This is a genomic window from Chryseobacterium fluminis, assembly GCF_026314945.1.
In the GTDB taxonomy this organism is placed as follows: domain Bacteria; phylum Bacteroidota; class Bacteroidia; order Flavobacteriales; family Weeksellaceae; genus Chryseobacterium; species Chryseobacterium fluminis.
The window spans coordinates 737,895-754,006 of the sequence record NZ_CP111121.1; the positions used below are offsets into that span (position 1 = coordinate 737,895).

General features: G+C 39.9%; 13 protein-coding genes. 1 reads left to right on the forward strand and 12 read right to left on the reverse strand.

Going from position 1 to position 16,112, the window contains the following annotated elements; translation table 11 throughout:
* Window positions 1–18: 18 nt before the first annotated feature.
* On the reverse strand, window positions 19–903 hold the full coding sequence (locus ODZ84_RS03440; RefSeq protein WP_266175614.1) for a dihydrodipicolinate synthase family protein: 885 nt from the start codon (window positions 901–903) through the stop codon (window positions 19–21).
* A 56-nt stretch (window positions 904–959) separates the two neighbouring features.
* Window positions 960–1,460 (reverse strand): cupin domain-containing protein, encoded by a 501-nt coding sequence (locus tag ODZ84_RS03445; RefSeq protein WP_266175615.1) that lies wholly within the window; start codon window positions 1,458–1,460, stop codon window positions 960–962.
* Between the two features lie 99 nt (window positions 1,461–1,559).
* Here ODZ84_RS03445 and pdxR point away from each other — a divergent pair, with 99 nt between their 5' ends.
* Window positions 1,560–2,987: a MocR-like pyridoxine biosynthesis transcription factor PdxR gene (pdxR, locus tag ODZ84_RS03450; RefSeq protein WP_266175616.1), complete on the forward strand. Its 1,428-nt coding sequence runs from the start codon at window positions 1,560–1,562 to the stop codon at window positions 2,985–2,987.
* A 104-nt stretch (window positions 2,988–3,091) separates the two neighbouring features.
* Here the strand turns inward: pdxR and ODZ84_RS03455 are convergent, their stop codons facing one another.
* The 10 genes from ODZ84_RS03455 to ODZ84_RS03500 all read right to left on the reverse strand — a co-directional run bounded on the left by ODZ84_RS03455 (window position 3,092) and on the right by ODZ84_RS03500 (window position 16,112).
* Window positions 3,092–3,916, reverse strand: coding sequence for a CvfB family protein (locus ODZ84_RS03455; protein WP_266175617.1), 825 nt, complete (start codon window positions 3,914–3,916; stop codon window positions 3,092–3,094).
* An 879-nt stretch (window positions 3,917–4,795) separates the two neighbouring features.
* On the reverse strand, window positions 4,796–5,926 hold the full coding sequence (locus ODZ84_RS03460; RefSeq protein WP_266175618.1) for a cytochrome-c peroxidase: 1,131 nt from the start codon (window positions 5,924–5,926) through the stop codon (window positions 4,796–4,798).
* Between the two features lie 6 nt (window positions 5,927–5,932).
* A complete protein-coding gene (locus ODZ84_RS03465) occupies window positions 5,933–7,504 on the reverse strand; it encodes a DUF6850 family outer membrane beta-barrel protein (RefSeq protein ID WP_266175619.1) in 1,572 nt (523 codons plus the stop codon).
* Between the two features lie 6 nt (window positions 7,505–7,510).
* Window positions 7,511–8,896 (reverse strand): DUF4876 domain-containing protein, encoded by a 1,386-nt coding sequence (locus ODZ84_RS03470; protein ID WP_266175620.1) that lies wholly within the window; start codon window positions 8,894–8,896, stop codon window positions 7,511–7,513.
* A gap of 18 nt (window positions 8,897–8,914) precedes the next feature.
* Window positions 8,915–11,656, reverse strand: a complete 2,742-nt coding sequence (locus ODZ84_RS03475) for a TonB-dependent receptor (protein WP_266175621.1) — start codon at window positions 11,654–11,656, stop codon at window positions 8,915–8,917.
* Between the two features lie 263 nt (window positions 11,657–11,919).
* Window positions 11,920–13,323, reverse strand: coding sequence for a dihydrolipoyl dehydrogenase (gene lpdA, locus ODZ84_RS03480; RefSeq protein ID WP_266175622.1), 1,404 nt, complete (start codon window positions 13,321–13,323; stop codon window positions 11,920–11,922).
* Window positions 13,324–13,448: 125 nt separating this feature from the next.
* Entirely contained in the window at window positions 13,449–13,775 is a 327-nt protein-coding gene (locus ODZ84_RS03485) for a hypothetical protein (RefSeq protein ID WP_266175623.1), read from the reverse strand.
* 288 nt (window positions 13,776–14,063) lie between these two features.
* Window positions 14,064–14,414 (reverse strand): hypothetical protein, encoded by a 351-nt coding sequence (locus ODZ84_RS03490; protein WP_266175624.1) that lies wholly within the window; start codon window positions 14,412–14,414, stop codon window positions 14,064–14,066.
* 59 nt (window positions 14,415–14,473) lie between these two features.
* Window positions 14,474–15,559 (reverse strand): glycosyltransferase, encoded by a 1,086-nt coding sequence (locus ODZ84_RS03495; protein ID WP_266175625.1) that lies wholly within the window; start codon window positions 15,557–15,559, stop codon window positions 14,474–14,476.
* A gap of 10 nt (window positions 15,560–15,569) precedes the next feature.
* Complete coding sequence (locus tag ODZ84_RS03500; protein ID WP_266175626.1) at window positions 15,570–16,112, reverse strand: hypothetical protein; 543 nt, start codon at window positions 16,110–16,112, stop codon at window positions 15,570–15,572.

Consider the following 16,112-nt stretch of genomic DNA (forward strand, 5'->3'; position numbering starts at 1 on the left):
AATAGTAATGAATCAGGATCATCCTCGTGTTTTTGTAAGAATGTCTTTCAGTTCCATGGTCTCGCTTTCGGATAAAGGCTTCAACGGGCTTCGTAATTGTCCGCCGTCTTCGCCCAAAATGTTCAGACCTGCTTTAATCGCTCTTGGCAAACCTTTAGCGACAATAAAATTCAGTAAATCGACCTGCTGGTAGAATATATTTCTTGCTGTTTCCAGATCGTTATTTTGTACCGCATTGTATAAGCCGATATTCAATTCAGGAATCAGGTTGGGAGCAGCCGTACACCAACCTGCTGCCCCTGCTGAAAAGGCAGCCAAAGCCAAGGGATTGGATCCGTTATAGAAAGCCACCTCTTCGCCCAGCTCTTTTCTGAGATAGTGCATACGCTGAATATCACCGGTGCTTTCTTTAATCATGGTTACATTCGGAATTTCCAGCAAACGTTTCAGTAAAGCAGCAGACATGTCCACACCTCCTGTTGCAGGATTGTTATAAGCCATAATCGGAATAGAAATTTTAGAAGCTACCGCATCATAATGCTGTAGAATTTCGTCATCTGTCAGTTTCCAGTAGCTCATCGGGATAATCATCACTGCCGTGGCTCCGGCTTTTTCCGCGAACTGAGCATGGTAGATGGTTTTTTCGGTTGTCAGATTGGATACGCCTACCAAAGTAGGAACACGGCCTGCTACCTGCTGAACGGTTGCTTCAGTGATGGCTTCCTTTTCCTCATCGGTAAGGTATGGCAGTACGCCGGTACTTCCCAGCGGAGCAATTCCGTGTGAACCTGAAACCACGAGGCGTTCAAGCAATTTTTTGAATAAAGGAATATTGACTTTTTCGTTGGCGTCCAGTGGTGTTATAGGATAAGCGATAACGCCTTTGAATGGTGTATTTTTCATTTAATTTATTTTTCTTTAAGTGAAAAGTCCTCTGGAATGAGGACTTTGATTTTTGTTTAGAGATCTCTGCCTTCTTCCTCACGAAGGGCCACACCAAGATTCTGTAGTTGCGGTGCATTTTCACAGGCAATGTATTTTGCTGATTCTGTATCGCTCAGATTTCTGTGTCTGTGCCATGCCCAAGACGGGATGTATACGGCATCACCGGCCTGCCATTCTACACGTTCCCCTTCTACTTCCGTCCAGCCTTTTCCTTCTACTACATAGAGTACTGTTTCGTAGGTATGGCGGTGACGATTGGTGGTCTGACCCGGTAAGAGTCCACCAATAGTCATACTCACGTTTTTGCTTGGCAGGTCTACAAAGAATACCGGATGTTTCCGTTCAGTAGAAAACTGGTCGTGCACGCCTGCCTTTTCTACATTTCTGTGAATAACGTGCGATGGTTTTACATACTGCGGTCTTGCAAACGTCTGATGAAAATCTTTAGAGCTAAAATGTTTTTGCTCTGTCTGAACTGATTTTTCCATTTCTGTTTTTACTTCTGTTTTTGACATACGATAGATTTTTTTTTATTTTTGCTTTATTGCATCACAAAAGTACCTTATATTTGGACTACCATAATGGTACAGATTATTTAAAAACAGCTAGTCCAGATGTTAAGACCTTGGAAATTAGAAATACACTTAGATCATTATTCTGAAAAGGCCATTTATCTGCAGATCGCGGATGCCATCATTGCCCAGATTCAGTCTGGACGACTAAAAAGCGGTACGGCCTTACCCGGCAGCAGGACCTTGGCGGCTGAGTTGAATCTTAACCGGAATACTATTGTCGAGGCTTTAAATGTCCTGCTCAATGAGGAATGGCTGGTTTCGAAAGAACGGAAAGGCACTTTCGTTGCCGATACCCTGCCTGTTTTTTCCCTGACAAGAAAGTCCGGTTTTACGTTGGTGAGCAATGAGGCGCCCAAAAGCATCTTTGAAGTCAATTTTGATGATGGGCACCCCGACAGTAAAATTGCTCCTATTACAGAACTGGCGAGAGCCTACCGCCAGATTTTCAACCGCAAAGGCAAATGGCAGATGATGGGATATACCAGCGAACTGGGAGATATTGAATTCAGGAGAGCCATCGTGCATATGCTTAATCATCAGAGAGGAATGCAGGTGAATGAGCAGGAAATCTGCATCACCCGGGGCAGCCAGATGGCGATGTATCTTACGGCACAATGTTTATTGGAAAACGGCGATTATATAATGATTGAAAATCCCGGGTATCAGCCTGCATGGAATGCCTTTGAACTTGCCGGCGCTAAGTTGCTGCCTGTAAGGGTAGATAAAGAGGGACTCATTATTGAAGATATGACCGCTCATCTGAAATCCGGTAAAAGAATAAAAGCGCTTTATACCACCCCGCACCGGCAGTACCCGACTACGGTAACGTTAAGCTTACAGCGCAGACTTGAGCTTATCCGTTTATCCAATCAATACGGATTTACCATCATCGAAGACGATTACGACAATGAATTTCATTTTGGCTACCGCCCGTTACTTCCGTTGGTAAGCTTTCCGGAACTTGAAAATTATGTGTATATCGGCACCATGAGTAAAGTCGTAGCTCCGGCCCTTAGGATCGGCTATCTGATCAGCAGCGATATAGCCTTAATAAGCAAGGTAGGTTCTTTGAGAAAGATTATTGATGTACAGGGCGACGCTATTATGGAACAGGCGGTTCTCCAGCTGATCAATGACGGTACTATCAAAAGGCATCTGAAGAAGGCTACTCATTATTACAGGAACAAGCGTGATTTTACCGACTCTTTATTAAAAAAATATTTTACCGACAGGGCAGATTATGATATCCCGGACGGTGGTTTAGCCTTTTGGGTAGTTCCCGGAAAGGAAGTAAACTGGATGGATATTTCCGAAAAACTTCAGCGCAAAGGCGTTAAGATCATTACTCCGGACAGTTACAGCTATGGTAAGCCGGTTAATGGGATCCGCCTGAGCTATGGTTCGCTTTCTGAAGCACAGCTGGAAACGGGAATAAAAGTTCTCGCTGATCTGCTTTTTAAAAATTAAAGAATTCTTCATAAGAAATGGTTGAATCACAAATCATAAGAAGAAATTCTATTCATCTGCAAAAACAAGCCGGCCGGAAATTTTAAATTTCCGGCCGGGTCTTTCTATAATAATTTAATTTTATCTTCCATGATATCGATCACTTTATCTTTGTAAAGGCCACCGATGGCTTTTTTAAAGTTCTTTTTACTCATCTGAAGTTCATCTTTGATTTCTTCCGGTGTAGATTTATCCGAAAGATGAAGCAACCCGTAGTTCTCTTCCAGCTTATCCAGAACTTTCTGTCTGAATTCATCGATGTTTTCAAAACCTTCAGGCTGAAGAGACACATCTATTTTACCATCCTCCCGAATGGCTTTGATATACCCTCCTTCTTCCGACAGAGGATATAATTTTTTGAAGACATCGGAAGTATAAATCAGTCCGATGTATTTTTTATTGATCACCACATTCCATCCCAGCTCACTCTCGTTCATCATGATTAGATCCACCTTATCCCCTTTTTTGAAAGGTAAATCCTGATATTGCGGGTTTCTTTTGAATTTTGTAGTTCCGGTAATTAACTCAAGGTCTTCATCGATATAGAGGTTGACAAGATATCTTTTTCCTTCAACGATCTTTGATTTCTGCTGTTTGTAAGGAATAAAAAGATCTTTAATGATACCCCAATCCATAAAAGCCCCACTTGGAAGACTCTGTACACAGCTCATTACTGCAAATTCCCCTACCTCGGCCAAAGGAACTTCGGTGGTGGCTTTCAGCTTATGATCATCCTGGTACACGAAAACTTCAATTTCATCTCCGATTTCTTTGTCATCCTGAACGAAAATCTTGGGTAAAAAGGCCTTTTCCCCTGATTCATCAGTTAAAATCCATCCTGAATTGTTTTTTTCTGAAATTTTTAAAGTTTGAGTCTGTCCGAGTAGCATGTATGATAAATTAGTTGGCAAAGGTACGGAAATATAAAGTGAAATTGCAATAATCCACACCTGCTGATCTGCAAGAACTCAAAAACACAGCACTGCCAGTCATACGAATCCTGGTTTGAATAGTTTACGGTTTTAAGAACAGACCCGTCTATAGAAATGACATTTTTATTCAGAACTCCCGGAATCAACAATTCTTCCGATGTTCTTTAAAAAGGCCTCTACCCTAGCCCCGATTGAAACGACATCCTTTTGGGTTGCGGCGGAGCGAAGCGGAGCCGTAACCCAAAAGATACAGTGGAAAGCGGGAAAAAGCTCCAAAAAAAACTAAATGTATTCAATGAAGTCGTTTAAAAAAGAGGTCGAAAATTCAGCAATTTTTGAATTGCATGCCAATTGCGGGAACTTACGTTAAAGGACTATTTCGGGAAGAGAATTAAGTGTGCTTCAGAAGAAAATCAGAAGATTTTTAACAAGACTTCAGTGTACTTCTTCTGCGCAAAGTATGTTACTTAAACTAACTTAAGTGTTTAGAATTTCTTGGATCTCCTTTGTGGTTAACTACAGACAACCACACGAAGGGATTCGTGCGGTAGCGGTGTGGATTCGTGCGGTAGCGGTGTGGATTCGTGTGGTAGCGGTGTGTGGTATTTACTGTCTCACTCTTAAGTACACTTTAGAAAGTTTAAAAAATACCGCAGAATTAAGTTTACATCAGGTGAAAATCAAAGATTTTCAAAAAACTTACGTGTACTTCTTTTGCGTAAAGTATATTACTTTAATTATCTTAAGTATTTAGAAATCTTTCGGATCTCCTTTGTGATAATAGAAAAGGTTAAACAGCTTAATGAAAAAAGAAGACCGGATCGATCTTCTTATTCATTATTTCGGTAATTGCGGTGCCCGCATCTTATACTGGTAACTGTGTAATGTTTTCAGGAAATTCTCCAGATCGGTAAGCTCATCATCCGTAAGGTTCAGCTTTTCAAGCATTTTGGATTTGTGAGGAGCCAGAGGATTATCCCTGTTTCTTTTTTCGTCGGGCATTCCGGCATTATACATATTCAGAACGCCCCTGATATTGGGAAACAACCCGTTGTGCATATAAGGAGCCGTCTGGCTGACCTCTCTTAAGGTAGGTGTTTTGAATTTTCCTACATCTTCGTTCTTTTTCGAGACAGCAAACAATCCTAGATCTTCATATTCCCTTCCGAAATACGTCAATCCTAAATTGTGAAATTTCTGATCCGAAAAATAAGGTGTATTGTGACAATTAATACAATTCGCTTTTGTTCTGAATAAATGTAGTCCGTTGATCTCAGAATCATTCATTGCTTTTTTTTCTCCTGATACAAACCGGTCAAACTTTGATTTCGGACTTACCAGAGTTCTTTCAAAAGTGGCTATCGCTTTGGTTATATGCTCTTCTGTTATTTTATCATCTCCAAAAGCTTTCTGAAAATATTCTTTGTAGCCTTTCAGTTTAGCGATGGTCTTTACGGCCAGTCGCGAGTGGAAATTCATTTCCAGCGGATTTTCAATCGGCGCCTTGGCCTGATCTTCCAGGGTGGCTGCTCTTCCGTCCCAAAAATATTTTTTAGCGTAGACAATATTCAGAACAGTAGGTGCATTCCGGGTTCCAAGCTGTCTGTCGTGGCCATACGCTACCCTTCTTCCGTCTGCCCAGGCCAGTTCCGGGTCATGGCAGTTGGCACATGAAATCTGACCTGACTTTGAGAGCCTAGGATCAAAAAATAACATTTTTCCCAGTTCTTCCTTAGCTTCAGAGTAAGGATTATCTTTCGGAAACTCAGGTTTTGAAAGGGGTCCGATATCCCTGAATCCTTCTTTTGCTTCATCAAAAAGATGAGGTTTTGGCCAGAGATTCTGATCTCCGTTTCCATATAAATCTCTCAATTCCTGCCGGGTGTATCCCTTCTGAGGGCGATCATTCAATCCCGAAAAGGAGTACACTAAAAATAACACCGCCGAAAGTGATAAAAAATACTTCATAATCTTCTAATAAAATAATGATATCCCTGCGTTGAAATAAAGATTAGGATTTCCGTTATACTCTGTGCTTTGCTCTAAATCTATGCTTAAAGGAAACAGCGCTGCAAAATTAGTAAATATTTTCAGGTCTGTCTTAGCACTTACCCTCTGATAAAACTGTAATCCGAACTGCGGACCCAATTTCGACATGCGGTCAAACTCATGATCGTTTTTGATTACATGATCATACAGCAAAGTATTGGATGATGCCGGAGTGTACTGCAGGCTTTCCTTTAACGGAAAATAAGACATTGCTCCCATTTCAAGGTTTACTTTTTGCGTTTCTCTGTAGAAAATATCTTTATTGAACTTCAGATTTAGATTCAGGCTTGTTACATATTTATAGGTAATTCCCAACAGATCAATGGCTGAAAAATCGTTATAAACCCCTTCTAAAACTGCTCCGAATTTTATTTTTTTTCCATCTTTCAGCAGGAAATTATTTGCTGTGGATAATCGGTCCAGTGTCATCCTGTAATTCTGCCCGAATTCTGCGTTATTGTAATTATCCCCGGTGATGCTCTGGAAATTTACGTTTGACATGAAATCTGCTGTCTCACTTTTATACCAATAATTGGCATCGGTCTTATAATTAGCAAGACGGTATTTCATTTTTTCCAGACTTTCCGCAAAATACGTTGAACCGGTAGGAAGGTTATATAATTCTCCGGTGTTTCCATAGAGATTCTGCATCGCTTTGCTGTACGAAAAATTGATGTTGAAAAAATTCTTCTGATTTTCGAATGCATATCCGGCTCCAAAATTCCTGTCGACTGTTCTGTAACTGAAATTTGTGTAAGAAGGAAAATAAACGATTCTGCCGTAACCATTGGAAAACCTGACATAGTATTCGGGATTAGCGGGTGCATTGATGAATTCATTCACAGCCATAATATCGTATGTTTCAGATTTTCTCCCTAATCCTCCGAATACGGATAACTGATGGTTTCCGTAACGGTATCCGGCAAAAATTTTCCCTGAATAATCGGCTGTATTGATTTCAGGTCGCGGGTCTGATTTTCTGAACGAATTCTGGTTTCTGTAATCTACCGTTGCTCCCAGTTCCAGTCCTTTCCAGAGATGATAGGAAATCCCTCCTTTTATATGGTAGTTCTGGTTTTCCCAATTCGCCTTTTTGGGAACAAAAAGATAATTGGGATTCAGTACAAACTGGTCTTCGGTTCTTCCATTCGTCAGGTTATAGCCTACATTTTTTTCCGTCACAAACTGATAATCAAAGCTTCCCAGGAGTCTCAGTTTTTCAGAAATATTGAAAATCCCCTGCGTTTTAAAGCCGAATTCATTTGAGCTTTCGGCAGTTTGGGTTCTTTTCATATTCAGATCTTTCACTACAGCGCTCAGCTCCGTTTCCGTGAAGTCCGAAAATTTCTGTTTTGAAAACTGAACCGGATTTTCCCAGATCTGATTGAGCTGTTTATAATACATCTGGTTTTCCGGAATAAAAATACTGTCGTGAAGCTGTGCCGATACACAACCGCATGCCAGAAATGAAACTACATGTAAAATCTTAAAATTCATTACTTCTTATTGTTGGAAACCTCTTGGATTTGCCGTTTGTCTTATAAAATCGTTTGCTGAATTGTTGGTATCTTCCAATACTTTCCTTGCCGGGGTATTTCCCTGCGCCGGAATAGTCGTTTTGGTCTTCCGGATCACTGCCTGGGAAATGTAAGCCTGATCACCTGCGATAAATGAGGCATCTACGGAAGCATTCAGCATTTTTGGTCTTTGCGAGTTCGGATTATAATGCTGAAGGTCTACCCCGTCTATAATAACATTGATCGGGATCTGTTTAAAATATCTTGTTGATACAGTGGCATTGGTTACCGAAGGATCTGAATAGTCGGAAAGCGAGGTAAAGTCTGCTGGATCCATTTTAAAAATAATGAAACTGTCCCTTCCCGGGCTGTCCATGATAAAATCATTATTTCCGCTCCAGTTTCCGGGTCTTCCCCAATACGCAATTTCCAGGTCTTTTACGGCAGGATTCTGGATATCAAATTTATAAATGGCCTCACCGATCGAATTATTAAATGTTCCCAGATACACTTCAAAATCTGATCCGCTTAAATCAATAGTTAATGAAGGATTTAAAATATTTATCGGTGATCCTGTATTGTCTACTAAGGGAGATTTGTGATTTAAGGCATTTTGGGCAATAACCAGGCTCTGTCCCGGTAAAATCGGATACTGCGTTCCTGTCCCCGGAATTCTCATCACATAATCTGCGTAGACAAAATCTGTATTGGCAGTATTTCCCATGGTCATTCCCATAGATTTGCTCCAGTCGAACTGTCCGTTTGACTGGGTATAGCTGTTAACGGTGGTATTTGTTTTTCCATAAAGCTGCCCCAGATATAAACCGTCTGCATAGATCACTTCGTTGGAGTTGTTATAAAGCTCTATAAACTGATCTCTTATTCCTGCTCCCTGTGTGATGTGGGAACCGCCGTAATAAATCTGCTTGATAAGTAAATCACCGATTCGCGCCGATCTCACTTCTATTACCGTGCTCTGAACATTTACATTAATGGTGGCTCCTTCCTGCGTTCCGTTGAAACTGAGCTCTGCTGCAGGAGATACATAATTAAATGTAGCATAAAATTCATCGGAGAGCATTTTTTTGGAAACTGTAATTTTGTAGGTTCCAGGGATGATATTGGAAAAATTGGCAAAACCGTCAGCATCCGTAGAGATAGTGTAGGTGTCTCCGGAACTGTTGTTGACCATCACCACGGTAGCATTCTTTACACGTCTCGCATTGCCGCTTGTATCGTTGTAAGAAGCATCGTATTTTACTTCAACTTTAAAGTTTGTTGGCTGCAGGGTATTGCTGTTATTTCCAAAATCGTCATCACGACAGGAGAAAAGCAACATCAGTACTGCAAAATAGTTTAATAACTGTTTCATATGGATGGACATTATATTTTAAAATTGATATTCGATTTTGGCACCGAAAGAAAGGGTTAATAAATCCGCTCTCAGGTTCGTTGTAGATCTTCCGGTCACTTCAGAGAACGTAGTCTGTGTCTGTTTTAAGTCGAGAAAATTGTTGGCATAGAAAGAAAACCTGAACCCGTTACGGAAATCTTTGGAGATCTTCAGGTTGATATTATGAAAAACCTTATCCAGACTTTTATTATCCTCCAGATATCCGGTGTCTTTGATATTGGCAAACTGGTTGGGATCGTCAATCTGTTCCCCGGTCAGCAATACTTTGTCTAAATTGCTGTTGATATACGCGTACAGGTCTTTAGGATTAAAAATCGACTGATCATCAATTAAATAGTGCTGACTTCTTAAGGTAATGACCAATCCAGCTTTCGGCAGATGATAATTTAAGGCAGCACTGACATTAAACTGTCTGTATTTTGAATCAAACGGTCTGTATAGTCCCCAGATCACATCTCCTTTCACACTTCCGTCGAGACTTACACTCTTATTAAAATACCGGTCTATTTCAGATCTGTTGGTGGTTTCGACATAAGCTCCGTTCAGATCGATGCTGATATTTCTAACCGGAAGCTTATCCAGTCCCAACATCAGTTCCAGACCCTTATCCTTGGATTGTAAAGCGTTCACCATTCTGCTTTGCAGGTAGTAATAATTGGTATACCCCGCAATAGTATAGGTCGGCAGATTCGTTCCGTTATCATTGATCTGAAGATTCGCCAATTGTCTTTTCGCACCATAACTTTCATTGGTAAACCCATCGTAAAGATTATTGTAATACGCAGTTAGACCAATATTTCCGTATGCAAATTTATAATCAATCCCCACCTCCGAGCGCATACTTTTAGAAGGTTTCAGATTTTTATTGTCTGCATAATCAATGAAGGTCTGCATCACGCCCAGGTTATAATATCCGGGCAAACGTAAATCTGCCAGAATCATATCATAATACCTGGGTCCTGTATAGATCATATTAATAGAAGGTGCCTTTGAAGCGATTCCAAATCCGCCTCTGAACTTGAAATTCTTATAAATCAGGTAAGAATTTACCCTTGGCTGAAGCACAGAAGCTCCAAACTGGTTATCATATCTCAATCCGGCATTCAGATTGAAAATATAGTTTCCGAATTTCCTGAAAATATTATCTTCGGCATATACCGAAAACTGATATTCCGCTTTCACATTTTCTCCGTAATTATAAGGTCTGAAAGCCTGTCCACCACCTGCAAACTGACTGAGAATGGTTTCCGGGCTTCCCAGCCTGCCCGCTCCCTTATTGTCGCTGCTTCTCATGGAAGTTCCGATTAGGAAATTGTGGTTCCAGCCGGATTTTGTCCTTACATTCTTTTTTAAATCGGCAGAAAAAAACATGGAGACCGGCTTTCCTTCAATTTCCTGAACCTGGGTATAGCTTGGCGGGGAATAGGTAGCGGTATAAACCCCTTCAGTAATGCTGGTTCCCACAAGATCTCCCCCGTTATTGAGAATGCTTGATCGGTAGGTGTTCTGGTATCCTTGAGAATAATTGGCATTGACATCCAGGTTATCGAAAAACCAGTCTTTAAATCTCCAGTTAAAGCGGTTGGAAATGCGGATATCCCTCTTCTTATTTTTTACAATTAAATTCGTAACATCTTCTTCCTCAAAATTGGCATTGTCAAAATTGTTCCCGTAGTCTACGGATAACGAGTTTTTAATATTTTTATTCTTACTGTAAACCGTCCACATCAGATTGGTCGCAACCCTCTGATATCTGTTGAATTTTGTTCTCGGTTCAGAATTGGAGCTCAGATAATTAAGATTAACATTTAAAAATCCCAGTTTTTCATTCAACTGAAATCCCTTATTCAGATTATATTCCTGGGTGCCGTCCCGCATCGACAGATACGCTCTGTAAGGCGCTCTTCCGCTTTTCTGCTGAATGGTCACCAGACCTGAGGTCAGATCTCCGTATTTTGCAGAAGGAATTCCCTGGACAACTTCTACACTTTCGATATTTTCAACCGGAATTTCACGTAAATCTGCACCGTAGTTGGTATTCGAAAAATATCCGCCTTCCGCTCCGAAACCGATAAGATTAGGCATAAAAACAGAACCTTCATTTTGCCATGATCTTCCGATGGGTGAATAATTCCCGGTATAACTCTGCATATTTTCGTTATTGGAAATCGGAATACCGTCAACAACGATGGCCGTTCCGAAAGACTTATTCCCAAATCCCTGATCAGATACGCTGGTGGGCTGAGTCGAACGGAAGACGATAGGTTTAAACTCATTCAGGTTAAGATTCTGTAATTTCTGCCCAGGAATCTGTTCCAGAACTTCATTGAGAGAAAATGCCTGGATGTTCTTCAGGGCTTCTTCTTTGATCTCAATTTCAGAATAGTTTTTCTTTTTGGCGGCCAATGAAATCTCCTTGATCCTGATAGAAGCCACCTGCATTGCATACGTTTGCAGGGAAGATGGAACAACCGTATAGGTCTTTTTATCTTCAATAAAACCCGCCCTGGAGAAGACCAAAGTCTGATTGGCATTGTAATTAATCTGAAAAGCTCCGGATTGATCGGTAACGGTCCAGATGCCGGTATTTTCTATCCCGACTTTAACTCCTGAAACAGGCTTCCTGCTTTCTGCTTCTACCACAATTCCTGTCAGAGCCTGCCCACTCACAGATATAATTACAAACTGAAAAGCAACGAGTAAAACTTTTTTCTTCAATTTTAAAAATTTGGGCAAAATTATTTATAATTTTTCTAAATAAAAATAATATTTTACTTTTAAAACTTGATTTATTTCATAAAAAGAATTTTGCGGGTTTGCTAAGAGCTGATAGATGACTCAAATTATTGGCTAAGCAGACAGTAACTAACGACTGCGAGCAAATGTTAATCATGCTAGGCACTAATCATTTCTAAAATTCAAACAAAAAAAGAGAGACATTCGTCTCTCTTAAATTGATATCAATGGTGTAAAATCAGATGTTACATATGAATCGGTCTCTTTCCTGTAGCATCCAAAGCTGCTTCTTTAATAGCCTCGGCATACGTCGGGTGTGCATGAGAACTTCTTGCGATATCTTCGGCACTTGCACGGAATTCCATAGCAATTACTCCTTCTGCAATAAGGTCAGCCGCTCTTGCGCCTACGATGTGCATTCCTAAAACTTCGTCTGTTTTTTCATCGGCAATGATTTTAACCAAACCATCTACATCACCGCTGGCACGGCTTCTTCCTAATGCTCTCATCGGGAAAGATCCTACTTTGTAAGCAACGCCTTCTTCCTTCAGTTGCTCTTCGGTTTTACCTACACCTGCCACTTCAGGCCATGTGTATACCACACCCGGAATCAGGTTGTAGTTTACGTGAGGTTTTTGTCCGGCCAGAGTTTCAGCAACAAATACACCTTCTTCTTCAGCTTTATGGGCTAACATGGCTCCCTTGATCACGTCTCCGATCGCATAGATATTGGAAACATTGGTCTGTAAGTGATCATTGGTTTTTACTCTTCCTCTTTCGTCCAGTTCCACCCCTGCTTTCTCCAGTCCAAGACCGTCTGTGTAAGGTCTTCTCCCTACCGAAACCAAGCAGTAATCTCCTTCTACGGTTACTTCTTCTCCTTTTTTATCTTTAGCCGTGATTTTCACGGTATCTCCGTTTCTTTCAACCGCAGAAACCGCTGTAGAAAGCATGAATTTCATCCCTTGTTTTTTAAGAACTTTGGTTAATTCTTTACTTAAGGCTCCATCCATTCCCGGAATAATTTTATCCATAAACTCAACCACGGTTACCTGGGCACCCAATCTCAGATACACAGAACCCAGTTCAAGACCGATCACTCCTCCACCGATCACGACCAGATGCTTAGGAATTTCCTTAAGATTCAAAGCTTCGGTAGAAGTAATCACTCTTTCTTTATCTAATGTAATAAAAGGTAAAGAAGTAGGTTTAGAACCTGTTGCAATGATGGTATATTTGGATTCGATCGTTTCTGTAGAACCGTCGTTTTTCGTCACTTTAATCTGAGTGGCAGATTCGAAGCTTCCGACTCCTTCAAAAACAGTGATTTTGTTTTTGTTCATCAGATAGCTGATTCCGTCAGTATTTTGCTTGATGACCTCATTTTTACGCTCGATCATTCTTGCGATATCAGCCTGAGGTTCGTTGATGATGATTCCATGACTGGCAAAATTGTGCTTGGCATTTTCAAAATGTTCAGAGCTGTCTAAAAGTGCCTTTGACGGAATACATCCCACGTTAAGACAGGTTCCTCCCAAAGTTGGATATTTTTCAATAATTGCTGTATTAAAACCTAATTGTGCAGCACGGATTGCAGCAACATAACCACCAGGCCCGGAACCGATTACGGTAACATCGAATTGACTCATGTTATTATATGAATTTATTTATTATTATCTCTTTAGTTATTACAAATTTACTGATAAATTGCCACACCCCCAAGTGAGTTTTGTCAAGTTTAAGGATGAAGCCGGTATTTTGAAAAAAACAGGGATTACCGGTTGGCATTGATCCATATAATGACTGCAAGGACACATAAAGCAATTCCAAATCTGAAGCCTCCCACAATCGTCAGCAGTATTCCTGCAAGAAGGACGACCGTACCCAATACGTATAAAATAATGCTAATGACAGATCTGTATTTATTTTTTTTCTTCAAGACTCTCTGTTTATCCGTATGGATATCCTTCATGACCTCATCTACATCGTTTTGGTGATAGCCTTCCTGGATGATCAGACGATAGATATATTTTTCATTATAATTGCCGGCCAGATAATGGGTATATCTTTGGTAAATTTCTTCTTTCAGTTCGGTATTCATGGTTAAAAAATTTCAGCAATTTAATTATATTTAATGTAACTACAATTGCTCGTATGCCAGATTTATTTTTCTAAGCAGATGAAAAGTGTTATTAATCTTCATTCAGGTAAATAATTATAACAGCTTTGTTGTTAATCTCCTTTAATAAATTTACGGTAAACAAATACAAAACAAGAAGTCTGAATATTATTAATTGAGACTGTATAAAGCTATTTGGATGTAAAAAAGACTGCTTTTAAAATAATTGCCAGCTTCTGTTGAACGGCAATTAACGGTGGTAATAAAATCTTAAGCATCGACCTGCAATTTTCCGTGGCCGAACATACCTGCACTTTCAAAAAACGGCCCTCCATAGACATACCATTCGAGGCTTTCCAAATATTCTACGGCATTTTCCGGGGTGATATGCGGGCGGTCTTTTTTTGAGACCACTCCTTTATACCATCGTCCGGAACCGGAAGAACCTTCAAATTCGACATAATAATGAATCCATATTCTCTGACAAAGTTTGCACTGCTGAATCGCTACTTGCGCATTTCTTCCGTGGGTGGTGTCTGTTCCTAATGCAGAACTTCTGTATTCGGTATAGTCTGAAGTCGGTTTTTCGCAAAGACATCCGATTTTAGGGATTTTATTCATTGATCGATTGGGATTTCTTAAAGTCCAAAGGTAAGAAAATAAGCACCCATACTACAATACTAAAATTTGGTCATCAAATCCATTAAAACCTTTTCGTAGCGGTCTAAAATAATATTTTTTGAAAATCTGGATTTAATAGCGTCCTTAATAGCATCTTTATCATAGGTTTTATGGAGAATATTCATAACAGCCTGTGAAAAATCTTCATGATTATTGATGTCTGCAATCTCTCCGTTGATATGATGCTGAATGATCTCATTAATTCCGCCGGGACAATTATTGGCCAAAGAATAGGTACCGCAGGCCCCCGCTTCCAGTAAGACATTGGGGAAACCTTCGTATCTTGACGAAAGAATAAAGAGGTCCGCATACTTCAGAAACTGGTACGGATTTTCCTGTCTGCCATGAAAAATCACATTTTTCAGCCCCAGGAAATCTTTCATCTGATGCAGAATTTCCCGATCCTGTCCGTCACCGAGGATATGCAGCAGCACATTTTCGTTTTTAAGCCTTGAAAATACTTTCAGCAGGTTGTCAAACCCTTTTCTTGCCGATAGATTTCCTATAGCCACTACATTTTTACAATTGTATCTAAAACTCTCAGGCCTTACGGATGTCCTCATTCTTTCATCAATAAAATCAAAATCTACGGGATTGTTGATTTTCACGACTTTGCCGGGTTTTATCCCGAAATTCCGAGTAAGGTCTTTCATCATATCATCACTCTGTGCGATGATTTTATGGTAATTATTGTAAAAATTATAGAAAAATTTAATCTCCTTTCGCGTCACATGCTGAGTAACAACGTTGGTTTCCCGGGCAATAAATTTTGTTTTTGGAAATAGTTTTATAAAAAGCGAAAGGTATGCATTCACTTCGCCAAAGCCGGAGAATACAATATCGGGTTTTCTTCTGTATATTTCCCTCAGGATAGGTTTCAGGGAATGCCTGATTCTTTCGGTATTGATATCAATAACCTCTATGTCTTTTTTAAGCAGATTAAGATAGCCTCCCTGCTTACGTAAAAGCAAAATCTTAGGTTCAAACCGATCCCGGGAGAGATGATTGGCAATGGTGGTAACGATTCTTTCTGCGCCTCCAGTCTCCAGATCCGGCAGAATAAATATAACGGAGATCTTTTTCATCAGTGTAAAGTTAGTAAAAAGTTTTGTTAACCTTTAATCCCAATTCATTAATTAAAACAATAATTTCATCTATATTTTCAATGCTCAGAAAGGCATATCTGTCGTTTTTAAAAGTGAGGATTCCACGGTTGCCTCCCAAATAACCGGAAGCATTATCTACGACGCCTTCAGGTTTTCCGAAAATAATATTGCCATAAAAGCGGTCATTCATATCAGCATGTACCTGATCGATCTCTTCCAGTTTCCTGTATCTGATGATTTCTTTCTTTGATCTTGATGCTATAATGATTCTCTGGTTGGTGATCAGATAATAATTGTTTTTTAAGTGATAAAAAACGGGAATCCATCGTAAGAATGAATTATAAAATGCCGCGACAAGTAATGGAATGGTAAATAAAAATACAATCGTTTTAAAAGTAACTACTGCAAAAAACACCACAAAAATTAAATAACCAAAAGAAATCAGTATCCTGAGCTTCTCCGTTAAACTAAAAAAGAAACTCTTCCGGGGAAGAATTTCTTTTAATATTATTTCATTGCTGTTTAAAATCAT